The 23,611-nt window shown below is 65.6% G+C and carries 28 protein-coding genes and 1 riboswitch; of the genes, 13 read left to right on the forward strand and 15 right to left on the reverse strand.

Annotation, left to right across the window (positions count from 1 at the left end; translation table 11 throughout):
• Nucleotides 1-37 precede the first annotated feature (37 nt).
• From ACM42_RS32810 to ACM42_RS32820, 3 genes are read right to left on the reverse strand one after another with little or no spacing between them, the layout of a single operon-like run.
• Complete coding sequence (locus ACM42_RS32810; RefSeq protein WP_271532027.1) at nt 38-1,426, reverse strand: ATP-binding protein; 1,389 nt, start codon at nt 1,424-1,426, stop codon at nt 38-40.
• 24 nt (nt 1,427-1,450) lie between these two features.
• Nucleotides 1,451-2,182 carry a response regulator gene (locus ACM42_RS32815; RefSeq protein WP_271532029.1) on the reverse strand — a complete coding sequence of 244 codons (732 nt, stop codon included), beginning with the start codon at nt 2,180-2,182 and terminating at the stop codon, nt 1,451-1,453.
• Nucleotides 2,179-2,721: a MarR family winged helix-turn-helix transcriptional regulator gene (locus ACM42_RS32820; RefSeq protein WP_271532031.1), complete on the reverse strand. Its 543-nt coding sequence runs from the start codon at nt 2,719-2,721 to the stop codon at nt 2,179-2,181. Before ACM42_RS32820 ends, ACM42_RS32815 begins: the two co-directional genes overlap by 4 nt.
• A gap of 338 nt (nt 2,722-3,059) precedes the next feature.
• Between ACM42_RS32820 and ACM42_RS32825 the strand changes: the two genes are divergently transcribed.
• From ACM42_RS32825 to ACM42_RS32845, 5 genes are all read left to right on the forward strand, one after another.
• Nucleotides 3,060-4,142: a branched-chain amino acid aminotransferase gene (locus ACM42_RS32825; RefSeq protein ID WP_271532033.1), complete on the forward strand. Its 1,083-nt coding sequence runs from the start codon at nt 3,060-3,062 to the stop codon at nt 4,140-4,142.
• 145 nt (nt 4,143-4,287) lie between these two features.
• The gene (locus ACM42_RS32830; RefSeq protein ID WP_271532035.1) at nt 4,288-4,812 is read left to right on the forward strand and encodes a YegJ family protein; all 525 of its coding nucleotides are present in this window, start codon (nt 4,288-4,290) and stop codon (nt 4,810-4,812) included.
• Nucleotides 4,813-4,978: 166 nt separating this feature from the next.
• The gene (hisS, locus tag ACM42_RS32835) at nt 4,979-6,493 is read left to right on the forward strand and encodes a histidine--tRNA ligase (protein WP_271532037.1); all 1,515 of its coding nucleotides are present in this window, start codon (nt 4,979-4,981) and stop codon (nt 6,491-6,493) included.
• Between the two features lie 66 nt (nt 6,494-6,559).
• Entirely contained in the window at nt 6,560-6,814 is a 255-nt protein-coding gene (locus ACM42_RS32840; protein WP_271532284.1) for a tautomerase family protein, read from the forward strand.
• A 202-nt stretch (nt 6,815-7,016) separates the two neighbouring features.
• Complete coding sequence (locus ACM42_RS32845; protein ID WP_271532039.1) at nt 7,017-7,421, forward strand: thioesterase family protein; 405 nt, start codon at nt 7,017-7,019, stop codon at nt 7,419-7,421.
• Between the two features lie 126 nt (nt 7,422-7,547).
• Here ACM42_RS32845 and proC read toward each other — a convergent pair whose 3' ends face one another.
• Nucleotides 7,548-8,372 (reverse strand): pyrroline-5-carboxylate reductase, encoded by an 825-nt coding sequence (gene proC, locus ACM42_RS32850; RefSeq protein WP_271532041.1) that lies wholly within the window; start codon nt 8,370-8,372, stop codon nt 7,548-7,550.
• Nucleotides 8,373-8,590: 218 nt separating this feature from the next.
• Nucleotides 8,591-9,091, reverse strand: coding sequence for a YbjN domain-containing protein (locus tag ACM42_RS32855; protein ID WP_028176645.1), 501 nt, complete (start codon nt 9,089-9,091; stop codon nt 8,591-8,593).
• Nucleotides 9,092-9,532: 441 nt separating this feature from the next.
• Nucleotides 9,533-9,690: riboswitch (FMN riboswitch) on the forward strand.
• 76 nt (nt 9,691-9,766) lie between these two features.
• Here ACM42_RS32855 and ACM42_RS32860 point away from each other — a divergent pair.
• Nucleotides 9,767-10,330, forward strand: coding sequence for a 6,7-dimethyl-8-ribityllumazine synthase (locus ACM42_RS32860; RefSeq protein WP_271532043.1), 564 nt, complete (start codon nt 9,767-9,769; stop codon nt 10,328-10,330).
• Between the two features lie 114 nt (nt 10,331-10,444).
• On the opposite strand, the gene ACM42_RS32865 is transcribed toward ACM42_RS32860, so the two are convergent.
• The 5 genes from ACM42_RS32865 to lgt form a co-directional block, all read right to left on the reverse strand.
• Nucleotides 10,445-11,398 (reverse strand): ribose-phosphate pyrophosphokinase, encoded by a 954-nt coding sequence (locus ACM42_RS32865; protein ID WP_271532045.1) that lies wholly within the window; start codon nt 11,396-11,398, stop codon nt 10,445-10,447.
• Nucleotides 11,399-11,595: 197 nt separating this feature from the next.
• Nucleotides 11,596-12,207, reverse strand: coding sequence for a hypothetical protein (locus ACM42_RS32870; protein ID WP_271532047.1), 612 nt, complete (start codon nt 12,205-12,207; stop codon nt 11,596-11,598).
• 297 nt (nt 12,208-12,504) lie between these two features.
• Nucleotides 12,505-13,272, reverse strand: coding sequence for a peptidoglycan editing factor PgeF (gene pgeF, locus ACM42_RS32875; RefSeq protein ID WP_271532048.1), 768 nt, complete (start codon nt 13,270-13,272; stop codon nt 12,505-12,507).
• Nucleotides 13,269-14,387, reverse strand: a complete 1,119-nt coding sequence (locus ACM42_RS32880; RefSeq protein ID WP_271532051.1) for a class I SAM-dependent methyltransferase — start codon at nt 14,385-14,387, stop codon at nt 13,269-13,271. Before ACM42_RS32880 ends, pgeF begins: the two co-directional genes overlap by 4 nt.
• Nucleotides 14,388-14,407: 20 nt before the next feature.
• Nucleotides 14,408-15,253 carry a prolipoprotein diacylglyceryl transferase gene (gene lgt / locus ACM42_RS32885; RefSeq protein WP_271532052.1) on the reverse strand — a complete coding sequence of 282 codons (846 nt, stop codon included), beginning with the start codon at nt 15,251-15,253 and terminating at the stop codon, nt 14,408-14,410.
• 201 nt (nt 15,254-15,454) lie between these two features.
• Here lgt and ACM42_RS32890 point away from each other — a divergent pair, with 201 nt between their 5' ends.
• From ACM42_RS32890 to ychF, 4 genes are all read left to right on the forward strand, one after another.
• Complete coding sequence (locus tag ACM42_RS32890; RefSeq protein ID WP_271532054.1) at nt 15,455-15,706, forward strand: accessory factor UbiK family protein; 252 nt, start codon at nt 15,455-15,457, stop codon at nt 15,704-15,706.
• A 261-nt stretch (nt 15,707-15,967) separates the two neighbouring features.
• Nucleotides 15,968-16,687, forward strand: a complete 720-nt coding sequence (locus ACM42_RS32895; RefSeq protein ID WP_194391532.1) for a 50S ribosomal protein L25/general stress protein Ctc — start codon at nt 15,968-15,970, stop codon at nt 16,685-16,687.
• A gap of 58 nt (nt 16,688-16,745) precedes the next feature.
• Nucleotides 16,746-17,351, forward strand: coding sequence for an aminoacyl-tRNA hydrolase (pth, locus tag ACM42_RS32900; RefSeq protein ID WP_271532057.1), 606 nt, complete (start codon nt 16,746-16,748; stop codon nt 17,349-17,351).
• A 120-nt stretch (nt 17,352-17,471) separates the two neighbouring features.
• Nucleotides 17,472-18,569, forward strand: coding sequence for a redox-regulated ATPase YchF (ychF, locus tag ACM42_RS32905; RefSeq protein ID WP_271532059.1), 1,098 nt, complete (start codon nt 17,472-17,474; stop codon nt 18,567-18,569).
• A gap of 149 nt (nt 18,570-18,718) precedes the next feature.
• On the opposite strand, the gene ACM42_RS32910 is transcribed toward ychF, so the two are convergent.
• On the reverse strand, nt 18,719-19,015 hold the full coding sequence (locus ACM42_RS32910; protein ID WP_018648333.1) for a DUF4282 domain-containing protein: 297 nt from the start codon (nt 19,013-19,015) through the stop codon (nt 18,719-18,721).
• A 156-nt stretch (nt 19,016-19,171) separates the two neighbouring features.
• Here ACM42_RS32910 and ACM42_RS32915 point away from each other — a divergent pair, with 156 nt between their 5' ends.
• From ACM42_RS32915 to ACM42_RS32925, 3 genes are all read left to right on the forward strand, one after another.
• On the forward strand, nt 19,172-19,624 hold the full coding sequence (locus ACM42_RS32915; protein WP_271532061.1) for a MaoC family dehydratase: 453 nt from the start codon (nt 19,172-19,174) through the stop codon (nt 19,622-19,624).
• A complete protein-coding gene (locus tag ACM42_RS32920; protein ID WP_271532063.1) occupies nt 19,624-20,106 on the forward strand; it encodes a MaoC family dehydratase in 483 nt (160 codons plus the stop codon). The genes ACM42_RS32915 and ACM42_RS32920 overlap by 1 nt, the downstream gene beginning before the upstream one ends.
• Before the next feature lie 195 nt (nt 20,107-20,301).
• On the forward strand, nt 20,302-20,448 hold the full coding sequence (locus ACM42_RS32925) for a hypothetical protein (RefSeq protein WP_194391538.1): 147 nt from the start codon (nt 20,302-20,304) through the stop codon (nt 20,446-20,448).
• A 140-nt stretch (nt 20,449-20,588) separates the two neighbouring features.
• Here ACM42_RS32925 and ACM42_RS32930 read toward each other — a convergent pair whose 3' ends face one another.
• From ACM42_RS32930 to ACM42_RS32945, 4 genes are all read right to left on the reverse strand, one after another.
• Nucleotides 20,589-20,726, reverse strand: a complete 138-nt coding sequence (locus ACM42_RS32930; RefSeq protein WP_271532065.1) for a hypothetical protein — start codon at nt 20,724-20,726, stop codon at nt 20,589-20,591.
• A 340-nt stretch (nt 20,727-21,066) separates the two neighbouring features.
• Nucleotides 21,067-21,489: a hypothetical protein gene (locus ACM42_RS32935; protein ID WP_028176660.1), complete on the reverse strand. Its 423-nt coding sequence runs from the start codon at nt 21,487-21,489 to the stop codon at nt 21,067-21,069.
• 392 nt (nt 21,490-21,881) lie between these two features.
• Entirely contained in the window at nt 21,882-22,793 is a 912-nt protein-coding gene (locus ACM42_RS32940; protein WP_271532067.1) for a hypothetical protein, read from the reverse strand.
• A gap of 260 nt (nt 22,794-23,053) precedes the next feature.
• Nucleotides 23,054-23,494: a nuclear transport factor 2 family protein gene (locus ACM42_RS32945; RefSeq protein ID WP_271532069.1), complete on the reverse strand. Its 441-nt coding sequence runs from the start codon at nt 23,492-23,494 to the stop codon at nt 23,054-23,056.
• Nucleotides 23,495-23,611: the final 117 nt, after the last annotated feature.

Here is a 23,611-nt window from a genome sequence, read left to right on the forward strand (position 1 = left end):
GTGCGGCTCCCTCGCCCGTTCTTGAGGCAGGAGCAACCTACACCGGAATCCGCACGCTCGCCCTTAGTCCCCCCATCGGGCTGTCGCCGAGCGTGATGTCGCCGCCATGCGAGCGGGCGATGTCGCGGGCGATGGCGAGGCCGAGGCCGGTGCCGCCTTCGTCCTGGTTGCGGGCGTTGTCCAGCCGCAGGAACGGCTTGAACACCTCTTCGCGCAAGTGAGCGGGAATGCCGGGGCCGTCGTCGTCGACCGTGATGGTCAAATAACGGTGATCGCGCTGGCCGGTGATCGCGATGTTCCTGCCGTAGCGCGCCGCGTTGGTGACGAGGTTGGCGAGGCAGCGCTTGAACGAGGCCGGCTTCACCGTCACCACGGGCAGGCCGTGGAACGCGACGGTCGCGATGTGGCCGTGGCGTTCGGCATCGCTCCGCAGCTCTTCGAGGGCCTGGGCCATGTCGGTCGGTTGCGACTGCTCGCCGGAATCGCCGCGGGCGAAGGCGAGGTAATCCTCCAGCATCATCGACATCTCGTCGACATCCTTGCGCATGCCCTCGAGCTCCGGACTGTCGCCGATCAGCGCCAGCTCGAGCTTGAAGCGGGTCAGGATGGTGCGCAGATCGTGGCTGACGCCGGCGAGCATCGCGGTACGCTGCTCCATCGTGCGCTCGATGCGCGACTTCATTTCGAGGAAGGCGACTGCCGCACGCCGCACCTCGCGCGCGCCCCTCGGGCGAAAGTTCGGCGCCTCGCGGCCCTTGCCGAAGCTCTCGGCGGCATCGGCAAGGCGCAGGATCGGCTTGATCTGGTTGCGCAGGAACAGCACCGCGACGATCAAGAGGATCGAGGACGTCCCGACCATCCAGAACAGGAAGATCTCCGAGTTCGAGGCATAGGCGGCGCTGCGCTGCGCGAACACGCGCATCACGGCGTCGTCGAGCTGGATGCGGATCTCGACGAGGTTGGAGCGGCCGACCGTGTCGATCCAGAACGAGCGCCCGATCTGGCGGCCGAGCTGCACCGACAGCGTCTGGTCGAGCAGCGAGAAGAACGGTTTTGGTCCCGGCGGCGGCATGTCGCCGGCGGGCAGGAAATCGACCACGAGGCCGAGTCGCTGCTGCGCGATGCGGCGGATCTGGTCGCGGTCCTTGTCCTGCGGATAGCCCTTGTAGACATCGATCAGCGCAGCGATGTCCTGCACCACCGCAGCCGACAGACGGCGCGTCACCGTGTTCCAGTGCCGTTCCATGAACACGAAGGCGACGACCGATTGCAGCACCACCATCGGCACGATCATGATGAGAAGCGCGCGGGCGTAGAGGCCGGTCGGCATCCAGCCCTTGAACGCGTTGCCCATCCAGCCATTGACGGCGGAGACGCGGCCGGCGGCGCTTCGCAGCAGCGTCAGGCCGGTATCGATCGTGCTCATCGGTCGCGCTTCACTGCTCAGGTCTCAAGGCGAAGCCACCAGCCGGTAGCCGATGCCGCGCACCGCCTGCAGAAACAGCGGATTGGCGGGGTCGGTCTCAATCTTGCGCCTGAGGCGGTTGATCTGCACGTCGACGGCGCGCTCGTTGACGCTGCCGTTGCCGGTCAGCGCGCTGCGCGGCACGGTCTCTCCCGGTGTTTCCGAGAGAATCCGCAGCATCTCGCGCTCGCGGTCGGTGAGATGGATGACCTCCTCGCCCTGGCGCAATTCGCCGCGCTCGAGATGGTAGACGTAGGGACCGAAGGCAATTTTCTCCACGATCGCGACCTGTGGCGGCGGGGCGGCGCGCTTGAGGATGTTGTTGATGCGCAGCGCGAGCTCGCGCGGCTCGAACGGCTTTGCCACGTAATCGTCGGCGCCGATCTGCAAGCCCTCGATGCGCGCTTCCGCCTCGTGCCGCGCCGTCAGCATCACGATCGGCACCGAGGAGGAGGTCCGGATGAAGCGGGCGAGATCGAAGCCGGTCTCGCCGGGCATCATGACGTCGAGGATCAGGAGGTCGAAATGCAAGCCCAGCAGTTTCGAGCGTGCATCGCCGGCGCTCGCTGCGGTGGTGACGCGGTAGCCTTCACTGGCGAGAAAGCGCGAGAGCAGATCGCGGATGCGGCGGTCGTCGTCGACCAGCAGCAGATGCGGGGCGTCGTCGGCGGGTTGCACCGGCGGGCGGGCGAGCGTGGCAGCGAGCGACACGGTCACTCCTTGGTGTCGTGGTTGACGGAAGCGAAGATCGTCTCGAGCACCTTGTCCGGATCGTCTCGGTCGATCATCGCGCGCAGGAAGCGCTTCACGGTCTCGGCATCCTGCGGAGCCATCTCCGCGAGCGCCCTGTTGATCCGCGTGGTCTGCAGGCCGGCGAGCTTCTGCACCAGCGCCTCGCCCTTCGGCGTGGCGTAGAGCAGGCGCTGGCGGCGATCATTGTCGCCGGTCTTCTGCACGATGTAGCTCTCGTCCAGCAGCTGCTTGAGCACGCGGCCGAGCGACTGCTTGGTGATGCGCAGGACGTCGAGGAGATCGGCGACCTTGAGGCCGGGATAGCGGTAGACGAAATGCAGGACGCGGTGGTGGGCCCGGCCGAAGCCGAACGCCTCCAGCTCCTGGTCGGGATCGCCGACGAAGTCGCGGTAGGCGAAGAACAGCAGCTCGATGATATCCCAGCGCAAATTGCCTCCACCGTCTGCGGCCGGCCTGGGCTCGGCGGCGTCGTGAGGGGAAGTCACGAAATTTATGTCAGGCATATTGACGTATCTTGGGTTCAATGTTACAAAACGATCGACCCGCACGAAATTTTAGATCGCTTCGCGTCGGGTAGCATCGGAGCAAGGCGCCGGAGAGAGCCGGACAGGCGACGACGGCCGGATCAGATCTACCGTGCGATTGTCGAGCGGCATTTCGGCAAAACATACTGGACTTCCGCCTTCCGCAAAAGCATGTCCTCGGCGACATGCTGTCCACGGAAACCGGCCGTAAAAAGGCTGGCGGTGGTCCGGCAGAAACCAATCGAAGCCAGCCGGGTCCCGAAATCGGGCAGGCGGGCGCCAGAACAGCGCCGCCACCGGCAGCGGGAGGCAAGGGAATGAGCATGAAATTCGACATCCAGCCCGCATCCAATCCAACCCCTGAGAAGGACCGCGTCGCCAAGCTGGTGGACCCCGGCTTCGGACGGGTCTTCACCGATCACATGGCGATCGTCCGCTACAGCCAGGCCAAGGGCGGCTGGTACGAGGCGCGGATCGAGGCGCGCGCCAACTTCCAGCTCGATCCGGCCGGCGCGGTCCTGCACTACGCCCAGGAAATCTTCGAGGGGCTCAAGGCCTACAAGCGCGACGACGGCGGGGTGAACCTGTTCCGCCCCGACGCCAATGCGCGGCGCTTCAGGGACTCGGCCGACCGCATGGCAATGGCCCAGCTGCCGGAAGACGTCTTCATCGAGGCGGTCGAGCAGGTCGTGCGCATCGACCGGGCCTGGATTCCGGGCGGCGAGGGCAGCCTTTACCTGCGCCCCTTCATGATCGCGAGCGAGAACTTCCTCGGCGTCAAGCCGTCGTCCGATTACATTTTTGCGGTGATCGCTTCGCCAGTCGGCTCCTACTTCAAGGGCGGGCCTGCGCCGGTCTCGATCTGGGCGTCCGAGAATTATACCCGCGCCGCGGTCGGCGGCACCGGCGCCGTCAAATGCGGCGGCAACTATGCCGCGAGCCTGCGCGCCCAGGCCGAAGCGATCCAGCACGGTTGCGATCAGGTCGTCTTCCTCGACTCGGTCGAGCGCCGCTACATCGAGGAGCTCGGCGGCATGAACGTGTTCTTCGTGTTCGACGACGGCTCGCTCTCGACGCCGCCGCTCGGCACCATTCTGCCCGGCATCACCCGCGACTCCATCATCACGCTCGCCCGCGATGCCGGCAAGACCGTGCGCGAGGAGCCGTACTCGCTCGACCAGTGGCGCAAGGATGCGGCCAGCGGCAGGCTGAAGGAAGCCTTCGCCTGCGGCACCGCCGCTGTGATCTCCCCGATCGGCAAGGTGCGCTCGGTGAGCGGCGACTTCGAGATTTCGGGCGGCGCCGCCGGCCCTGTCGCCATGGGCCTGCGCAAGCAGCTCATCGACATCCAGTACGGTCGCACCAACGATCCGCACAACTGGATCCGGAAGGTGTTCTGATCTCTTCCTGCCTTCTCGCCTCGCACCCTCTCCCAGGACGGGAGAGGGGACAAGCGCGATGCTTGTGGCTTTTCGTGCACTGAACGCACCGACATGACGACGCGACAAAGCCAGGATACATCGAGGCATCCTGAATATCGCGATCATGGCAGCAAAACTCTCCCAGCCCATGAAATGGGTCGTTCTCGCCGCAATCACCGGCCTCTCCGTCTTCGGCATCCTGGCCATCGGCCCGACGCACGAGGTGGTCGCGCAAGACCGCTCGCCGATCGTCGACGTGCGCACCAGCGATCCCGAGATGAACGCGGCGATTGCGCGGGCCCGGGGCACGCTCCCGACCTTCTGGGCCTCCTACGAATCGGCGAAGCCGGCAGAGACCGGGCACGCCCTGAAGGTGCGCTTCTCGACCCGCAAGGGTGGCGAGCACATCTGGATTGGCGAGGTGAAAAAGCTGCCAAATGGCACCTATTCCGGCCTCTTCGGCAACGAGCCGCGCGACATGCCCGGCAAGCACGCCGGCGACAAGGTCTCGTTCAGCGACGCCGACATCTCGGACTGGATGTTCATGCGCAACGGCAAGATCGTCGGCGGCGAGACCATCAAGCCGACGCTGAAATCGCTGCCGAAGGCGGATGCCGACGCCCTCAGGGCCCGGATGGAGCAGCCGTAAAAGTTGGCCGTCATTCCGGGATGGTCCGAAGGACCAGACCTCAGGTGCGCAATTGCGCACCGGGGAATCTCGAGATTCCGGGTTCGATGCTTGCGCATCGCCCCGGAATGACGGCGTCCCCTAAGCACCGGTTGCCGCCCCGCGCCCCGGCTGGTAAACGCCGCGCATGGCCGAGAAACCCAAAAAACCCCAGAAACTGAAGGCGCGTCTGCCGCGCGGGCTCGAGGATCGCGATCCCTCAGCGATCCGGGCGACGCGCGAGATGGTCGAGAAGATCCGCGCCGTCTACGAGCTCTACGGCTTCGAGCCGGTGGAGACGCCGGCGATGGAATACACCGACGCGCTCGGCAAATTCCTGCCCGACCAGGATCGTCCGAACGAGGGCGTGTTCTCGTTCCAGGACGATGACGAGCAGTGGATCAGCCTGCGTTACGACCTGACCGCGCCGCTCGCCCGCTATGTCGCGGAGAATTTCGACACGTTGCCAAAACCCTATCGCAGCTACCGCGCAGGCTACGTGTTCCGCAACGAGAAGCCCGGCCCCGGCCGCTTCCGCCAGTTCATGCAGTTCGACGCCGACACGGTGGGCTCGGCGACGTCGGCGGCGGATGCCGAGATCTGCATGATGGCGGCCGACACGATGGAGGCGCTCGGCATTCAGCGCGGCCAGTACGTCGTGAAGGTCAACAACCGCAAGGTGCTCGACGGCGTTCTGGAAGCCATTGGGCTCGCCGGTGACGAGAACGCAGGCCGCAGGCTGACCGTGCTGCGCGCGATCGACAAGCTCGACAAGTTTTCCGCCGACGAAGTGCGCAAGCTGCTTGGTCCCGGACGATGGGACGGCGGTGAAGAAGGCAAGGGCGACTTCACCAAAGGCGCCAACCTGAGCACGGCGGAAGCCGACGTCGTTCTCGCCATCACCAAGCCGCGCGACGATTGGAAGGAAGCCATCGCCGCGGCGGAAGCCTACCTCGCCAAGAGCGAAGTGGGGCAGGCCGGCGTGAGCGAGCTTGATGAGATCGCCAAGCTGGTGACGGCGTCGGGTTATGGCGCGGATCGCATCAAGATCGATCCCTCCGTCGTGCGCGGCCTCGAATATTACACCGGCCCGGTCTATGAGGTCGAACTGCTGCTCGACACCAAGGATGAGAAGGGCCGTCCCGTGCGGTTCGGCTCGGTTGGCGGCGGCGGGCGCTACGACGGCCTCGTCTCGCGCTTCCGCGGCGAGCCGGTGCCGGCGACCGGTTTCTCGATCGGCGTGTCGCGGCTCCAGGCCGCGCTGACGCTGCTCGGCAAGCTGGACACGCGGCTGGAGTTCGGCCCCGTCGTCGTCACCGTGTTCGACCGCGACCGCGTCGCCGACTACCAGAAGATGGTGGCGAGCTTGCGCACTGCCGGCATCCGCGCCGAGCTCTATCTCGGCAATCCCAAGAACATGGGCAACCAGCTCAAATACGCCGATCGCCGCAACTCACCTTGCGTCATCATCCAGGGCTCGGACGAAAAGGCGCGCGGCGAGGTGCAGGTCAAGGACCTGATCGAAGGCGCGAAGGCAGCCGCCGCGATCGCCTCCAACCAGGAATGGCGCGAGACCCGGCCGGCGCAGTTCTCGTGCAGCGAAGCCGATCTGGTTTCAAAGGTGCGTGAGGTCCTCGCGCGCCATGACGTAAAGTGGGGATAGCCATTCCGGCGGGCGTCATGCCCGGGCTTGTCCCGGGCATCCACGTCCTGTTTGATGCGCACCTTCATGAAGGACCGGGGCGTGCCCGGTCATTGCGACAGCAGCAGGGAGACAACGATGCCTGAGATCACCATCAGCATGGCCGAAGGCCGCACCGACGAGCAGAAGGCCGGCATGATGCGCGACATCACCCAGGCGCTGGTGAAGAATCTCGGCGTCGACGCCGATGCCGTCGTCATCCAGATCAACGAGGCCCCGCTGCGCCACAAGATGAAGGGCGGCAAGACCTTCGTGGAACGCGCGGCGGCGGCGAAGAAGTAGCTTCGGCTGACGTGGGTAGCCACAGTCGCAACAGCAATCACCGGTGTCGTCCCCGCGAACGCGGGGACCTATAACCACAGGGAGTGGTTATAAGAACAAGCCGGCAACTCCGAGTTTTCATCAAACTCGATCCTGTGGGTATGGGTCCCGGATCAGCGCTCCGCTCCGCTTCGCTTGTCCGGGACGACACTGAGCAAGCACCATGGACGCACGCGATTTCATCAAGGCCGGCATGAGTGCCGAGCGAACGCTGGTGGTCCCGGCTGAGCGCACGGTCGGGCATTTCGTGCCCGGCATGCCGTTTGTCTATGCGACCCCGATGATGATCCTGGAGATGGAGATGACGGCGGGCGATGCGATCCGCGCTGCGCTTCAGCCGGGCTGGGTCACGGTCGGCACCGAGGTCGACATCCGCCATCTTGCCGCGGCGCTGGTCGGCGCGACGGTGCGGACCACGGCGAAGGTGTTTGCGGTCGAGCGCCGCGTCATCCGTTTCGAGGTCGAGGCCTTCGAGGGCACGCGCAAGCTCGGCGAGGGCCGCCATGCGCGCGGTCTCGTCAATGTCGAGATGTTCAACAAGCGGCTTGGGGCTGGCACGACGCCGTAGGTTCGGCAAAGGCGCGAAGCGCCGTGCCCATTTTTCCTCCAACGCGATGAAGGTGGTTGGGCATGCTTCCGCCTTCGCTCTTCGAGTTACGGCGGACAGGTCGCTTTGCCCACTCTATGGCACCTGTTACTTCGCCAGCTCCTTCGATCGCCTCGTCGCCGCGGCGATCGCGCGGATCATGAGATCGCGCAGACCGGGCTCGCCCATCAGCACGCCGAGGGCCGCGGCGGTGGTGCCGCCGGGCGAGGTGACGTTCTGGCGCAGCGTGGCCGAGGGAAGCTCCGACTGGTGCAGCAGCTCGCCGGAGCCGGCGACGGTCTCGCGGGCGAGCTTGGTCGCCAGCGCTTCGGGCAATCCTGCCTCGACGCCGGCGCGCGCGAGCTCCTCTGCGAGCAGGAACACATAGGCCGGCCCCGAGCCGGACACGGCGGTGACCGCGTCCATCAGGCCTTCGTCCTCGACCCACTCGACCGCGCCGGTGGCGCGCAGCAGCGCATCGGCCACGTCACGCTGGGCGGCGCTGACGTCCCGGGCTGCGACCGCAACGGTGATGCCGCGGCCGATCGCAGCCGGCGTGTTCGGCATCGCGCGCACCACGGCGCCGCCGCAGACTTCGGAAAGCGAGGCGATTGTGGTGCCCGCCATGATCGAGACCACCAAGGTCCTGTCCGAGACGAACGGCTTCAGCTTGGCGCCGGCCTCGCGGAACATCTGCGGCTTGACCGCAACGACCAGCGTCTCGACGGGGCCGGCGGTCTTCGCATCGGGGTTGAGCACGACGCCCTTGGCGGCAAGTGCGGAGATCTCGGGCGCAATGTGCGGATCGATCACCGCGACGCGGCGTGGATCGAGCCCGCCCGCCAGCCATCCCGTCAGCATCGCGCCGCCCATCTTGCCGGCGCCGGCGAGGAGGATGGTGCCGGTGATGTCTTGAAGGGTGCTGTTCGCCATCGCTGCTGCCACAAATTCGCTGTCGTCCCTGGGAACGCAGGGACCCCGCGCGAGCGCTCGCGCTCGTCGCATACCACAGGCGGTTCTAGTGGATGGAGGGCAGAGCAACAAGCGTCGTGCCACAAGCGGCATCACGCGGTATGGGTCCCGGATCTGCGCTTCGCTTGTCCGGGACGACGGCGGGGAGGAACTGCAGCTCCCTCACATCTAGAGAGACCTTACGCCTCGCCCACCGTGTCGAACATCGCCGCGTCCATAGCTTGCGCCGTGGTCTTGCCCGCCCACACCACGAACTGGAACGCCGGGAAGTAACGCTCGCAGGCGTGGATGGCGCCGGCGAGCATGGCTTCGCACTGCGCGGTCGAGGCGATGAGGCCGCCCGGCAGCACTAGGGCCTGACGGTGCATCACCATGCCGGTGTTGGTCCACAGGTCGAAATGGCCGACCCACAGCTGCTCGTTCACCGCTGCGACGAGCCGCTGCACCTCGCTTCGCCGCGGCAAAGGAATCTTCATGTCGAAGGCGCAGGCCAGATGCAACGCCTCGATCTCGCCCATCCAGGTGAAGGAGAGCTGGTAGTCGGTCCATTGTCCCTTGGAGACAATCGTGAGTTCGTCTTCGCCGGAGCGTTCGAACGGCCAGTTGTTACTGGCAGCGATGTCCTCGACCACCGCGAGCGGATGGCTTCTGGAATCGATGGTGCCTTCGAGCAGGGACATGCCGTCTCGACCTCTTGCCTTCTTGTTGTCTTTGATACGCACGCGGTTGGGTCCGGCGCGCGCTCCCTAAACGTCGCTGCGGCGATCCATGGGGTCGCTCTCGCGAGCCCCTCGGATCAGCGCGGGCCTGTCGCGGATCAAGTGATGTGATTTGCGGAATCTGCGCAACGGGGTCGCGAGTCCGTCCACAAGCCAGGACTCGTTCGTCCACAGCTCATCTCCGCCACAATTATTAACATTGGAGGTCCCAATTCCGGATCGAGGAGAACAAACCGGAATCAGATTCCCGAGGAGGGCCGCCAATCGCGAGTTCCGGCGAGCGCCGGCGCCAGGAGGACCTCAACCCCGGCATGGGACCATGCGCTTTGCCCATGCCGAACGCGCTTGCCGCGACTGCGCGAGGGCGGCATATTTCCGGTCAGGCCGTTCATCCCGGGCGGCCGATGTTCTCAGGGCGGGGTGAAAGTCCCCACCGGCGGTAAGGGCCGAAAGGCCTAAGCCCGCGAGCGCCTTCCCCAAGTCTTTGCCGAAGGGAAGGGTCAGCAGATTCGGTGCAACTCCGAAGCCGACGGTTAAAGTCCGGATGAAAGAGAACGGTCGGTGGCAGACGCATCGCAAGGTGCGGCTGTTTGTCGTTCCGTGTGCCCTGATTCTGGTCCTTAACTGAGGAAAGCCATGAATCAGATGCTGCAAGATCCCCAAAACGAAACGTCCCAGACGACCCAGCCGCCGGTTCCCGTGGACCCGCCGGCAATCGAGCATCCGCGCTTTGCCAAGCCGCAGCGGGTGGCCTTCGTGCAGGCCTGCTGGCACCGCGACGTCGTCGAGGAAGCCCGCATCGCCTTCGTGAGGGAGGCGGAGGCGCGGCACCTCACCCATGTCGACGTGTTCGAGGTGCCGGGCTCGTTCGAGATCCCGTTGCACGCGCAAGTCCTCGCCAAGACGCGGCGCTACACCGCGATCGTCGCCGCGGGCCTCGTCGTCGACGGCGGAATCTACCGGCACGAGTTCGTCGCCGACACCGTGATCAAGGCGCTGATGGACGTGCAGCTCCGCACCGAGGTGCCGGTGTTCTCGGCCGTGTTGACGCCGCAGCAATTCCACGAGACCGAGGTGCACTACGACTTCTTCCGCAAGCATTTTGCGATCAAGGGCGTGGAGGTCGCGGCAGCCTGTGCGGAGACGTTGCACGGCCTGGAGCGTCTGCGCGGCCAGGTCGCGGCGGGAATCGTGGGGTAGGCGATGGTCATTCCGGGGCGCGCGAAGCGCGAGCCCGGCATCCATTTATCGACACTGATTGCTGCAACATGGATTCCGGGTTCGGCGCTGGTGCGCCGCCCCGGAATGACGGCGTCAGTCGAACAGGCTCGACACCGACTCTTCGGCGGCGGTGCGCGCGATCGCGTCCGAGATCAGGCTCGCGATCGGCAGCGTGCGGATGTTCGGCGCCTTGCTCACCGCCTCGGTCGGCAGGATCGAGTCGGTAATCACGAGCTCCTTCAGCCTGGAGTTCGTGATGCGGGCGGCCGCGCCGCCGGAGAGCACGCCGTGGGTGATGTAGGCGTAGACGTCCTTGGCGCCCTTGGCGATCAGCGCGTCGGCCGCGTTCACCAGCGTGCCGCCGGAGTCGACGATGTCGTCGACGAGGATACAAGTGTAGCCGGCGACGTCACCGATCACGTTCATGACCTCGGACTCGCCGGGTCGCTCGCGGCGCTTGTCGACGATGGCGAGCGGGGTGTTGATGCGTTTGGCGAGGCCGCGCGCGCGGGCCACGCCGCCGACGTCGGGCGAGATCACCATCACCTTGGAGAGGTCGAACTTCTCCTTGATGTCGCGCACCATCAGCGGCGCCGCGTAGAGATTGTCGGTCGGGATGTCGAAGAAGCCCTGGATCTGGCCGGCATGCAGGTCGAGCGTCATGACACGGTCGACACCGGCCTGGGTGATCAGGTTGGCGACGAGCTTGGCCGAGATCGGCGTGCGCGAGCCCGACTTGCGGTCCTGCCTGGCGTAGCCGAAATAGGGCAGCACCGCGGTGATGCGGCGCGCCGAGGAGCGGCGCAGCGCGTCGGTGATGATCAGTAGCTCCATGAGATGGTCGTTCGCCGGGAACGAGGTCGACTGGATGATGAAGGCATCCGAGCCGCGGACGTTCTCCTGGATCTCGACGAAGATCTCCATGTCGGCGAAGCGCCGCACCACCGCCTTGGTCAGCGGCAGGTGGAGGCCCTGCGCGATGGCCTGCGCGAGAGCCGGATTGGAGTTGCCGGCGACGAGCTTGATGGAGCCGTTCTTGCCCGACATGGACGCTTCCTCCCGCGCTTTGCTGGATACGACGTTCAACATCAGAAAATACCCACTGGAAGCACGGTTACGACGGGCGAGGAAATATCAGGCCGGAGGCTGCAATGGCAACCCGGGATGCTACGTTTTCCCTTTGAAAATCCAGAGTCGGCTCAACGGCTTGGCCGCAACTTGAGGCCGTGGTTTAGCAGGGGTTATCACTCGGCATAGCCGAGCGCCGAGGCCGGCATGTCCGACAGCGGAGCGTCCTTGATGACGCTCGCCACCGCCGGTCCGCGCAGCGCCGGAGCCGCGCCCGGTGCATCCGGCGTTCCGTTGATCATGTTGGAAAGTCCGCTGAATCCGGCCTGGGCGATCTTCCGCAATACGAGATCGTCGGCAGCCGCCCACGCGTCGCGGCCGCCCTTGGCCGAGGTCAGTTCCTCGCCGGAGAGGCGCAGCGCCCGCTGCTGGTTGGCGTCGTAGACGTCCCAGACCCAGGCGATCACGGTCTTGCCGCGCACCACCTGGGCGGAGAGGTAGCTGCGCACGCGGTAGGCGGCCGTGCCCTCGCGGGAGACCACGGACAGGCTGCGCAGCTTGGATTCGCTGTCGAGCACCCCGACCATGCGGTCGAACACCTGCGGCGGTGGTCCGTCGATGGATTCGAACGCCACCGTGGCGCCGCTGCCACCGCTCGGCGCCATCGCATAGGAATTGCTCGGCGCGTTGCCGCCGGCACAGCCGCCAAGCGCAGTCGCAGCCGCCAGCAGCACGACGGCCAGCACGCGCGAACCCGCGCGGCGCAAATTGGATGACGCTTCCCTCATTGGAGGGCAGCGATATCGTTAAAATCGATTAACGTCTAGGGCGGCGGCGCCACAAGCTGCCGTGCTACGTCCCAGGTATCGCCCCGGAATGACACGGGGTTGCCGTTGTGTTCGCGCGTCCAGCGTGCAGCCTTCAAAGCGATGGTCGGGAAAACGGTGCGTGTCCCGGACGCCCTGCGGCGCGCAGTGCCGCTGCGCCGGGACCCAGATTGCCGCCGAGATCGAGATCGCAGAGACATGGGCCCCGGCTCAGCGGCGCATCACTTGCGTGCTGCGCCGCGTCCGGGGCACGAGATCTCACCCTTCCAGCGCGATCGCGTGAACGTGCCGGCCGTAGTCCGGCTCCTTGCGATGCACCGAGCGGCGATAGCTGAAGAAACGTTCGTCGGCATAGGTGTCGAGGCCGAGATCGTCGATCATCAGGATGCCCGCCATGTCCAGTCGCTTGCGGATGAAACCGGCGAGATCGAACATCGCGTGGCCCTCGCGCACCGACGGGATGAAGAACACGGCGTTCTCGGCGTCAGCCTCGATGAAGCGCGTCACGAACTCGTTGCCGACCTCGTAGCTCTCCTGCCGGATCAGGGGGCCGATCGCGGCGATGATGCCGCCGCGCGCTGCGCCGAGCTTCTCCATTGCCGAGATCGTCGCTTCCAGCACGCCGGTGAGTGCGCCCTTCCAGCCGGCATGTGCGCCGCCGATCACGCGCGCATTGGGATCGACGAACAGCACCGGCCCGCAATCGGCAGTGGAGACGCCGAGCGCGATGCCTGGCGTCTTGGTCACCAGCGCGTCGCCCTTGGGCCGCGGCCCGTTCGGCCACGGCGCATCAGCCACGAGCACGTCGGGCGAATGAACCTGGTGCAGGCTGAGGAAGCGCTCGGGCGCGACGCCGACATGCTCGGCCATGCGGCGGCGGTTCTCGGCGACGAGGGTCTGATCGTCATGGGAGCCGAGCCCGCCGTTCAGGGCGGAATAGATGCCGCCGGAGACGCCGCCTTCGCGGGTGAAGAAGGCATGGCGCAGGCCGGGCACGGCGGACAGCAGCGACGAAGCAACCGTCATGAGGTCTCTCCAGCCTGTTCGAGATCGCTGAGGCCGGCAAGGCCCGTCAGCCGCGGCTCGGAGATGCCGAGCACCTTGAACATCGATCCCATGCCGCCGCGCCCGGTATCGGTCAGGCGCTTGAGCGCGACCGAAATGTCGGTGGCGACTTCGGGTGTCGCCTTCTGCATCAAGGCTGCGGCGCGGGTGTCGATGCCGATACGCTTGAGGAAGTCGCCTTGCGTCACCGGGCCGTGCACGCGGGCGCCGACATCCTCGGCCGCGCGCGCCAGCGCCTGGAAGTCGACATGGGCGGTGACGTCGGCCTGGCCCGGCGCTTTCAAGGGATCGGCGAAGGTGTGGCGCGCGATGGCCTGGAAGGTGTCGCCGGCATCGCTGCGCAGATGGCCGTAGTCGATGATGAGCGCCGCGCCGTCCTGGTCGCGCACGCGCGTGGCGAGCTTCATGATCTCGCCGTCGGGCCGCCACTCGAACACCGCCCCGATGGGCGCTGCGCGCACCAGAGGCGGCAGCAGCACCTCGAAGCGCGGTGTCGGCTCCGGCGCCGCGCCGAACTGAAGCTTGCCGTTGGGATCGATCTCGATCACACGCTCGTGCCAGCCGTTCTCGAGCCGCACCATCTGGCGGACCGGCAGCACGTCGAAATATTCATTGGCGAGGATGATGCTTGGGCCGTCCGGTACGTCGTCGATGCTGTCATGCCAGGCGATGTTGCGCACGTTCGCCAGCATCGCACTCTGCCGTTCGCGCAGGACGGGATTGACCTCGACCAGGTGGATGTTGAGCGCCTGGTAGAGCGGCGGCAGCACGCGCAATGCGCGCAGCGCATCCGCCATCATGGTGCCGCGGCCGGGACCGAGCTCGATCAGTCGCAAGAATTGCGGCGAGCCCATCTGCTTCCAGACCGAGGCGGTCCACAGTCCCAGGAGCTCGCCGAACATCTGGCTGACCTCGGGGGCGGTGGTGAAGTCGCCCTCGCGCCCGAGCGGATCGCGCGAGACGTAATAGCCGTAGCGCGGATGCATCAGGCACAATTCCATGTACCGCCAGACCGGCATCGGGCCTGCGGATTTGATCAGCGCCTTGATCTCGTTGAGGAGCGGCGAGTCGGTCACGGCTGTCTTCTCGAAATGAACTAACGAATGGCCTGGAGGGGCTTCGGCGCCCCCCGCCTGACAGCCCATACAATAAGTATCGCGCCGACGATAAGCATCGGGATCGACAGCAGCATGCCCATGGTTAACCCGCCCCAGAGGAAACCGAGCTGCGCGTCCGGCTCGCGGAAATGCTCGCCGGCGATGCGGGTCAGGCCGTAGATCAGGATGAAGGCGCCGAGGATCATGCCGGGGCGCTTCAGCGCGCCGAAGCGGATCATGATCGCGAGCACCGTGAACAGCAGGATGCCCTCCATGCCCGCTTCGTAAAGCTGGCTCGGATGGCGCGGCAGCTGCGTCGGATCGTTGGGGAAGATCATCGCCCAGGGCAGGCTCGGGTCCGCGGCGCGGCCCCACAATTCGCCGTTGATGAAATTGGCGATGCGCCCGAGCAGCAGGCCGACCGGGGCGACGGCGGTGGTGATGTCGCCGAGCGACAGGATCGGGATGCCGTTGCGATAGGCGAACCACATCACCGCCACGACGCAGCCGAGGAAGCCGCCATGGAACGACATGCCGCCCTCCCACAATTTGAAGATCGCGGCGGGATGATCGATGAAGAAGGGAAGGTTGTAGAACAGCACGTAGCCGGTGCGGCCGCCGAGGATGATGCCGAGCGTGACCCACAGGATGAAGTCGTCGACCTGCACCAGCGAGATCGGCGCCGGCCCGCCCCACAGGCGCTGGTTCTTCAGGAGTGAGCGCGCATAGAGCCAGCCGAACACGATGCCGCAGATATAGGCCAGCGCATACCAGCGGATCGCGAACGGACCGATCTCGATGGCGATCGGCTTGAAGGCGGGAAAGTCGATCAGCAGAAAGGGCATCGCGCCTTCTATGTCTGGACGAGATTGCGGCGGCGGAGCACCAGCAGCGGACGCCGCGTGATTCTTCTTATGCAGGCACGTTGAATACGATTGCAAGGAAACCGGTTCATGACAAGGATACCGGCGATCGGCCCTTGAACCGTTCGATGCGGATTGCCATTGTCTTTTCGAGAGTTCGCGCAAAGTTTATCGGAGGCCGAAATGACCCAGACCAGCAACCGGTTGTTCGACGAGATCGGCCGCCTGATGAACGACGCCGCCGGTGCCGCCCAGGGCGTCAAGCGCGAGTTCGACACCGTGATGCGCACCCAGGCGGAAAAATTCCTGCGCGACATGGACCTCGTCAAGCGCGAGGAGTTCGAGGCGGTCAAGGACATGGCGCGCCTCGCGCGCGAGGAGAACGAGGCGCTGAAGGCCCGCATCGCGGCGCTGGAGACCAAGCTCGGCGGGTAAGTTTCCTCGGCGTCATTCCGGGGCGATGCGGCAGCATCGAACCCGGAATCTCGAGATCCCGGGTTCGGTCGCTGGTGTGGCCGTCCCGGAATGACGGCAAATCCGGTGCCTTCCGCCAGCCCATTCTCCTTGTCATTTCCGCGTCTTCCGGGTAAAAGCCCGCCACGTTCGCGGCCCCCGCACCCCTGGAGGCTTGCTGCGGATGATGCCATGGGCCGCGCTGCGGCCCATTAACTTTTGCAAAAACAAGGACTTAACGACATGGCGACGACCGTCAAGGAATTGAAGGCGACCGCACGTCCGAAGAGCGGCAAGGGGGCCGCCCGGGCTGAGCGTCGCGCCGGCAGAGTGCCCGGAGTGATCTACGGCAACAACCAGCCCCCGCTGACGATCTCGATCGAAGATCGTGAACTGCGCCAGCGCATCCTCGCCGGCCGGTTCCTGACCACGCTGGTCGACATCGACCTCGAGGGCAAGAAGCACCGCGTCATTCCGCGCGACTACCACCTCGATCCGGTCAAGGATTTCCCGATCCATGTCGACTTCATGCGGCTCGGCGAAGGCGCCACCATCCGCATCAGCGTTCCCTTGCACGTGGTGAAGGCGGAAGGCTCGCCGGGCGTGAAGCGCGGCGGCACCGTCAACATCGTCGCCCATGCGATCGAGCTCGAATGCGGCGTCGAGAGCATTCCGCAGTACATCGAGGCCGATGTCGGCTCGCTCGAAATCGGTCACTCGCTGCATCTGTCGGACGTCAAGCTGCCGGCCGGCGTGAAGGCGCTGACCCGCGAGGACGCGACCCTCGTCACCATCGTGCCGCCGTCCGGCTACGCCGAAGAGCAGAAGGCCGCGGCCGCGGCGGCTGCCGGTGGCGCGGCTCCGGGCGCTGCGGCGGCTCCGGCGGCGGGTGCGGCTGCTCCGGCTGCTGCTGCTCCGGCGGCGGCTGCCAAGGCTCCCGCCGGCGGCGACAAGAAGAAGTAATCTCTCAAGGCTGGCGCGCGGTCCTTGATCGCGCGCCGAGCGAGGGGCGCGCCGCGTCATGCGACTCTTTGTTGGGCTCGGCAATCCCGGCGCGAAATACGCACGTAACCGGCACAATATCGGCTTCATGGCCGTCGACGAGATCGCGCGGCGTCATGGTTTCGCACCATGGCGCCGCCGCTTTCAGGGCGAGACCTCGGAAGGCACGCTCGGGTCCGAGCGCGTGATCCTGCTCAAGCCCACGACCTACATGAACGAGTCCGGCCGCAGCGTTCAGGAAGCGGCAGCCTTCTTCAAGATCGCCGAGGGCGACGTCACCGTGTTCCATGACGAGCTCGAGCTGCCGCCGGGCAAGGTGCGGGTGAAGATCGGCGGCGGCATCGCCGGCCACAACGGCCTGCGCTCGATCTCGGCGCATATCGGCAACGACTACCGCCGGGTGCGGCTCGGCATCGGTCATCCCGGCGTCAAGGAACTGGTGCACGGCCACGTGCTGTCGGACTTCGCCAAGGCCGACAACGAATGGGTGGCGACGCTCTGCGACGCTGTCGCCGAGCACGCCGCGCTGCTTGCCAAGGGCACGGACGCGACCTTCGCCAACAGGGTGCATCTCGCCATGCAGGCAAAGGGATTTTTGACCAAGGACGACAACGGCAAGGAATAGGGTCGCCGTTTTCTCCGTCATGCCCGGACTTGTTCCGGGCATCCACGTTCTTCGTTCCGCGCGTCAAGGCGTGGATGGCCGGGACGAGCCCGGCCATGACGAATACGGATAGAGGATACCATGGGATTCAAATGCGGGATCGTCGGATTGCCCAATGTCGGCAAGTCGACCTTGTTCAATGCGTTGACCGAGACGGCCGCGGCGCAGGCCGCGAACTATCCGTTCTGCACCATCGAGCCGAATGTCGGCGAGGTCGCCGTGCCCGATCCGCGGCTGGAGAAGCTCGCCGTCATCGCCAAGTCCGGCCAGATCATTCCGACGCGGCTGACCTTCGTCGACATCGCGGGCCTCGTGCGCGGCGCTTCCAAGGGCGAAGGCCTCGGCAACCAGTTCCTCGCCAATATCCGCGAGGTCGACGCCATCGCGCATGTGGTGCGCTGCTTTGAAGACTCCGACATCACCCATGTCGAGGGCAAGATCGCCCCGCTCGCCGACATCGAGACCATCGAGACCGAGCTGATGCTCGCCGATCTCGACAGCCTCGAGAAGCGCGTCGACAATCTCACCAAGAAAGCCAAGGGCAACGACAAGGACGCCAAGGAGCAACTCGACCTCGTCAACCGCACCCTGGTGCTGCTGCGCGAAGGCAAGCCCGCGCGCCTCGTCGAGCGCAAGCCCGAGGAGGAGCGCACCTTCTCCATGCTCGGCCTGCTGTCGTCCAAGCCCGTGCTCTACGTCTGCAACGTCGAGGAAGGCTCGGCCGCGACGGGCAACGCCTTCTCCAAGGCGGTCGAGGAGCAGGCGGCGAAGGAAGGCGCGGTTGCCGTCGTCATCTCGGCGAAAATCGAATCCGAGATCGCCACCATTTCCCGCGAGGAGCGTGCGGACTTCCTGGAGACGCTGGGGCTTGAGGAAGCCGGCCTCGATCGCCTGATCCGCGCCGGCTACCGGCTTCTCGACCTCATCACCTACTTCACCGTGGGCCCGAAGGAAGCGCGCGCCTGGACCATCCATCGCGGCACCAAGGCGCCGGCCGCGGCCGGCGTGATCCACACCGATTTCGAGAAAGGTTTCATCCGCGCGGAGACCATCGCGTATGAGGACTACGTCGCGTTCGGCGGCGAAGCCGGCGCGCGCGATGCCGGCAAGCTCCGCCTCGAAGGCAAGGAATACGTCGTCGCCGACGGCGACGTGATGCATTTCAGGTTCAATACGTAAGAGGTCGACTGCGTGCCCCGGACGCAGCGCAGCGCTTCTTCAGCGGTGCGCCGCAGAGCCGGGGCCCAGAAGCTTCGATTGTGGGTGCATGGGTCCCGGCTCTGCGTCGCGTCATTTCATGCCGCGCCGCGTCCGGGACACGAGAAGCCTCACCGCATCCCGCCGCCCTGGTCGCGGATCGCGCCGAGATGCTCATTGATGCGGAAGACGATCAGGATCAGCTCCGCGACGATGCGCGAGAACACGATGCCGACCACGACGCTGGCGATCGAGGACAGCAGCACCAGGAAGCCGCCGAACGGGCTGATCGCCATCGCAGCCAGGCCAGAGAAGATGCCGGAGAGGCCGAACAGGCAGATCAGCGCGATCACCAGCCAGTAGAAGGTCTTGATGATCGTCGGCGTGATGAAGCGGTCCCATTGAAACAGGTCGCTGAATGAAAACATCGCTCTCCCCAGGGGCAGATCAGGCCTCGGCCGTCGGTAGATCCGACTCAGGACCAACGCCGACACCCCATATGTAGCACGAGCCATGCGGGCCGGCGGGTTGAGATTGCCGCAAAGTGCGGCCACAATCTGTCATTTCCGCCAACCAATCCCAAGATGACCCTGACCTTCGAAGATTTCCCGCCCGGCCGGTTCGGAACGTTCGGCCCGCGCCATGTCACCCGCGACGAGATATTGGCCTTTGCCGCCGAGTTCGATCCGCAGCCGATGCACCTCGACGAGGAGGCGGCGGCGAAAAGCATGCTGCGCGGCCTGTCCGGCTCGGGCTGGCACCTGTGCTCGCTGATGATGCGGATGATGGCCGACGGCTTCATCACCCGCGCCGCATCGCTCGGCTCGCCCGGCGTGGATGAGGTGCGCTGGCTGTCGCCACTTCGACCCGGCGACGATCTCATGCTCGACGTCGACGTCGTGGAGGCGCGCACCTCGAAGAGCCGACCGGAGCTCGGTATCGTCAAGTTCAAATGCATCGTGCGCAACGCGGCAGGGCAGGCCCTCGCCGAGATGACCTCGCCGATCCTGATCAGGCGGCGCGAGGGAGCGGTCTGATGCGGTTCTTCGAAGACATCGCGATCGGACAGCGCCGCGAGATCGGTAGCTATACGTTCACGGCCGAGGCCATCAAGACTTTCGCCGCAGAGTTCGATCCGCAGCGTTTTCACCTCGACGAGGAGGAAGGCAAGAACTCGCTGTTTGGCGGGCTCGCCGCCTCCGGCTGGCATGTCGGCTCCGCCTGCATGAGCCTGCTTGTCGCCGACGGCCAGCGTCTGGCACGGGAAGCCGCTTCGCGCGGCGAGGAGGTCGCGGTGTGGGGCCCGTCGCCGGGCTTTCGCGACCTGCGCTGGATCAGGCCCGTGCTCGCGGGCGACACCGTTGCTTTCGTCAATGTCGTCGTCGACAAGCGCACCTCCGCCTCGCGCCCCGGCTGGGGCATTCTGACGGCCCGGACCACCGGCACCAACCAGCGCGGCGAGGAAGTCTATTCCATCACCGCCAGCGCGTTCGTGCCGACGCGTGCGAACAGCGCTTAGACTCGTTCCAGAATGAACATGCAAATGAGTGCGCGAGTGTTGCCCGCGCGCTATGGACGCGATTCCGGGTGGCTGCCATAAGCCTGCGCAACATGGTTACCGCGAGCAGTTTGGCGGAACCAGTAAGTTGCTAACTAATTATGAACCTGTCGCTGTCTATTTGAAGCGAATTGCAGAGGACAGGGGACGAGGACCATGGCAGACCGCGGCGCACTCAAATTCGTTGGATTCATCTTCGCGACCGCGACGCTCGCCGTGATGCTGGTCGCCGGCATGGTGGTGAAGGGCTATGCCGATGGCGGCTACACCCTTGACGCCTCGACCGTGGAGGCCGCCCGATAAGGGGTCGTTGATTTCTGAAGCATGATTGGGAAAAGCGCGCAGCGGTTTCAGGAACGATCTGCTTAAACGACAATCTGGACCGCGACGACGCTTCATCCGAATCGCATCGCGCTTTAAGGGGGCCGGCGTCCGGCCCTCTGTCAGCGACTGTAGACGAACGCCAGCACCGCGATCGCAACCGCCAGCAATCCGACAAAGCGCAGCATGATGATGCCGAGCTGATTCGGCGCGGGCCGCAGCGATATAGGGTCCGTGTTGTCGGGCCGAATGCTTTCCATGACATGTCCCCAGGGCTCGGCCAAAACGGCCACGAGCGCTTGGCGTTTGTCGCCGGAGAGGGGTGGAGGGTTCAAAGGTGGGGCTGTGTCGGGCCGTGACCGCGTGTTCACTGCCGCGCTGCCATGTCCTTCGCAGCAACACCCTCCACTGTCATGCCCCGGCTTGACCGGGGCATCCAGTACGCCGCGGCCTCTCGGCTCTTGCGTCACCGTCCCGGAGTACTGGATCGCCCGATCAAGTCGGGCGACGACACCTTCGTTGGGGAGATCGCACCCCCTGAATCAAACCGCCGCGCTCCCTTCCGGGAACGCGGCGGGCAATGATGCGTCGGTCCAGCGATCAGCTGTTGCGCAGGCCGTCGGCGGCGCGCTTCCACTGCGCGACGTTGTCGGCGATCATGCGGGTCGACTTCATCGCGGCCTGGCTGAGCTGGGCGTAGCCGGAGATCTCGCGCTGGACGCGCTGGCCTTCGGCGTGGAGCAGGTCGCGCAGGCTCTCGAGTTCGGAGATCAAGTTCTCGATCTCGGCGAGCGACGTGCCGGCGACGCGCTGGATCAGCGAGTTGACGTTGTTGACGGTGGCTTCCGCGCTCGGGTCGAGCGGCGGCGCGTCCGTGGTGGTCGCGGCCGGGCGGCGCAGATAGGCGATGTCGTTGCGGACGAAATCGCGGATGCCGGCTTCGACCTCGGTCACGGCGGCGAGGTTGGTGTCGACCGTCTCGGTCTCGGTGGCTTCGATCTTTTCGGGACGGGTGGCGTTCATCGTTGTTCCCCTGTTCGCGTTGAGCGCAGCGCGAGTGTCCCCCGCACGACGACGTCTGTGAGGCTCCCCCATCTGTGCGTCCGAATTTGGCCGCAAATGGGCCGAGATGCGGCAAGGCCGGACGATTCAGGGGTTTTGCCGTGGCGCATGGTTAGGAGAGTATGAACGCTGTCGCGGTGATGGCCCTCTCCCCGCAGGCGGCAGGGAATCGCATTTGAATTTTGCAGAGGTCGTCATGCCCGGGCTTGTCCCGGGCATCCACGTTCTTTGTGCTGCGTGGAAAGGCGTGGATGGCCGGGACAAGCCCGGCCATGACGCCGTGGACACAGTCGGTGCCCATAGCCACGTCTAATGTGCGATAGCCCTGCCGCACGTGGGGAGAGGCGAAGGGCTCACCAGCTCTTCTTGAACCCGGCCGTCAGGCTCTTGTTGATCGTGCCTTGCGCGGTCTCGCCAACCGAGCCGGAGACGGTGACGTTGTCGAACAGCTTCTGCTCGGCCCCGAATTTGCGCAGCCATTTGTCGTCGGTGGTCGACAGCGTCTGGCCGGCGGTGATGCTGGTGCCGGTGTCGGTGAGGGTGACCTTGGCGGTCTGGTCGGTCTCGTAATTGCGCGTGACGTGTCCGCCGATGCCGGGGACTGCGGTGGTACCTTGCTGGTTGACGCTGTAGCCGTTCTGCAGCGTCAGCGAGGTGTCGCCCGACAGCGGCACCGACTTGGTCAGCGATGCCCCGATCTTGCTGTGCTCGGCACCGGGATCGACCCGGGCTTCCACGGCGGTCTTGTCCCAGAGCGAGCCCGCGCCCGGCGCGGTCGCCGCAGCCCAGGCGCTGCCGGAGGATTGCGGCAGGCTGCCGCCATTGGTAGCCTTCTGCGCCAGCAGTTCGGACATCGTCCGCGGCTCGCTCGTCACCGTCATGTCGGCGCCGATCCGCGTATCCCAGAACGAGGACACGGACTGCTTCACGGTCACTGCCGAGGAGCCGTTTGCGTTGGGGTTCGAGGACCAGTCCAGGCCGTCCCTGGCTGCGGCCTGGGCGCGCTTCTTGGCGGCCATGGGGTCGATACCGGTCCCGGCATCGACCGCGAGCTGGCTCCAGTCGAGCTTGTCGACGTCGATGCCCTTGAGCACGTCCGGGTCGTTGACGTCGGGGGTCTCGGCGGCCTCGGTCTCGGCCTCCTCGTCGGGCACTGCTGCGACCGGCGGAATGATCTGCGCCGAGACCGTCAGCACCGAGCCCAGAATGAATGCGACCGCCAGCACCGGCAGCCTGGTCCAGCCAAACCCTGTCGAGAATTCCATCGTCCTGCCCGCGAACCCCAGCGCACGCCTCCCGATGATATACATCGGCGTTCAGCCATGCGCCATTCCGCTCACAGGATGCTGATCCATCGTTGCGGAATTGTGGCGGTTCTCCAAGGGGCCGCGAACCAACGGGCCGCGCGAACCACGCGCGCCCGACGACGAGCTCTTGATGCGACGGCATCCGGCGGGGCTGGAGGCCAGGACGTCGCGGTAGCCTTGTCATCGGTCCCGACAAGCGGGGCCCGTTGGCGTCCCCCTCAGCCGACGCTGGTCATCTTCGGCAGATGAATGGCGCGGCCGAGTGCCTGCTCGACCAGATCGAAGGTGTCGATCAGCACGCGCATGCTGACGAGCTTGCCCGCCCTGAACTGGGCGAACTGCGCCACGCGCAAGCTGATCGGCTTGTTGGAATCCAGTGCGGTCAGTGAATAGCGCAGCATCGAGGCGGCGGAATCGACGCCGAGCATGATGCTCTCGCGGTCGAAGCGGCGAACGTGGAAATTGTCGGCGAGCTGGCGGATGACGTCGAGCACGGCCTCCTTGCCCTGGCGCGCGCCGAGGAACGGAAACATGTCGATCGGGCCGTAGAGCGCCCATTCGACGTCCTCGTCGATAAGCGTCTCGATGTCCTCGAAATGCCGGTCGTTGATCGCGCGGTGCAACGCGCGCGAGAAACGCCAGAGACTGTGCTCTGTCATTTTGGGCAGTCCTGAAGCTGGCTTGCGAAAGAAACGGAAAACAACCCCACGCACAGTTCGGTGCCGGGGTTCAACTCGTTTGTATACGAATAAAATAAGCGGTTTCGGCCAAAACGC

It is taken from the genome of Bradyrhizobium sp. CCBAU 25338 (assembly GCF_028128965.1).
GTDB classification, from domain to species: Bacteria; Pseudomonadota; Alphaproteobacteria; order Rhizobiales; family Xanthobacteraceae; genus Bradyrhizobium; species Bradyrhizobium liaoningense.

Coding starts and splice junctions, on each gene's coding strand:
- ACM42_RS32810 (WP_271532027.1), bottom strand. CDS start 1,426: ATGAGCACGATCGATACCGGCCTGACGCTGCTGCGAAGCGCCGCCGGC.
- ACM42_RS32820 (WP_271532031.1), bottom strand. CDS start 2,721: ATGCCTGACATAAATTTCGTGACTTCCCCTCACGACGCCGCCGAGCCC.
- ACM42_RS32825 (WP_271532033.1), top strand. CDS start 3,060: ATGAGCATGAAATTCGACATCCAGCCCGCATCCAATCCAACCCCTGAG.
- ACM42_RS32830 (WP_271532035.1), top strand. CDS start 4,288: ATGGCAGCAAAACTCTCCCAGCCCATGAAATGGGTCGTTCTCGCCGCA.
- hisS (WP_271532037.1), top strand. CDS start 4,979: ATGGCCGAGAAACCCAAAAAACCCCAGAAACTGAAGGCGCGTCTGCCG.
- ACM42_RS32840 (WP_271532284.1), top strand. CDS start 6,560: ATGAAGGACCGGGGCGTGCCCGGTCATTGCGACAGCAGCAGGGAGACA.
- ACM42_RS32845 (WP_271532039.1), top strand. CDS start 7,017: ATGGACGCACGCGATTTCATCAAGGCCGGCATGAGTGCCGAGCGAACG.
- proC (WP_271532041.1), bottom strand. CDS start 8,372: ATGGCGAACAGCACCCTTCAAGACATCACCGGCACCATCCTCCTCGCC.
- ACM42_RS32855 (WP_028176645.1), bottom strand. CDS start 9,091: ATGTCCCTGCTCGAAGGCACCATCGATTCCAGAAGCCATCCGCTCGCG.
- ACM42_RS32860 (WP_271532043.1), top strand. CDS start 9,767: ATGAATCAGATGCTGCAAGATCCCCAAAACGAAACGTCCCAGACGACC.
- ACM42_RS32865 (WP_271532045.1), bottom strand. CDS start 11,398: ATGTCGGGCAAGAACGGCTCCATCAAGCTCGTCGCCGGCAACTCCAAT.
- ACM42_RS32870 (WP_271532047.1), bottom strand. CDS start 12,207: ATGAGGGAAGCGTCATCCAATTTGCGCCGCGCGGGTTCGCGCGTGCTG.
- pgeF (WP_271532048.1), bottom strand. CDS start 13,272: ATGACGGTTGCTTCGTCGCTGCTGTCCGCCGTGCCCGGCCTGCGCCAT.
- lgt (WP_271532052.1), bottom strand. CDS start 15,253: ATGCCCTTTCTGCTGATCGACTTTCCCGCCTTCAAGCCGATCGCCATC.
- ACM42_RS32890 (WP_271532054.1), top strand. CDS start 15,455: ATGACCCAGACCAGCAACCGGTTGTTCGACGAGATCGGCCGCCTGATG.
- ACM42_RS32895 (WP_194391532.1), top strand. CDS start 15,968: ATGGCGACGACCGTCAAGGAATTGAAGGCGACCGCACGTCCGAAGAGC.
- pth (WP_271532057.1), top strand. CDS start 16,746: ATGCGACTCTTTGTTGGGCTCGGCAATCCCGGCGCGAAATACGCACGT.
- ychF (WP_271532059.1), top strand. CDS start 17,472: ATGGGATTCAAATGCGGGATCGTCGGATTGCCCAATGTCGGCAAGTCG.
- ACM42_RS32910 (WP_018648333.1), bottom strand. CDS start 19,015: ATGTTTTCATTCAGCGACCTGTTTCAATGGGACCGCTTCATCACGCCG.
- ACM42_RS32915 (WP_271532061.1), top strand. CDS start 19,172: ATGACCCTGACCTTCGAAGATTTCCCGCCCGGCCGGTTCGGAACGTTC.
- ACM42_RS32920 (WP_271532063.1), top strand. CDS start 19,624: ATGCGGTTCTTCGAAGACATCGCGATCGGACAGCGCCGCGAGATCGGT.
- ACM42_RS32925 (WP_194391538.1), top strand. CDS start 20,302: ATGGCAGACCGCGGCGCACTCAAATTCGTTGGATTCATCTTCGCGACC.
- ACM42_RS32930 (WP_271532065.1), bottom strand. CDS start 20,726: ATGGAAAGCATTCGGCCCGACAACACGGACCCTATATCGCTGCGGCCC.
- ACM42_RS32935 (WP_028176660.1), bottom strand. CDS start 21,489: ATGAACGCCACCCGTCCCGAAAAGATCGAAGCCACCGAGACCGAGACG.
- ACM42_RS32940 (WP_271532067.1), bottom strand. CDS start 22,793: ATGGAATTCTCGACAGGGTTTGGCTGGACCAGGCTGCCGGTGCTGGCG.
- ACM42_RS32945 (WP_271532069.1), bottom strand. CDS start 23,494: ATGACAGAGCACAGTCTCTGGCGTTTCTCGCGCGCGTTGCACCGCGCG.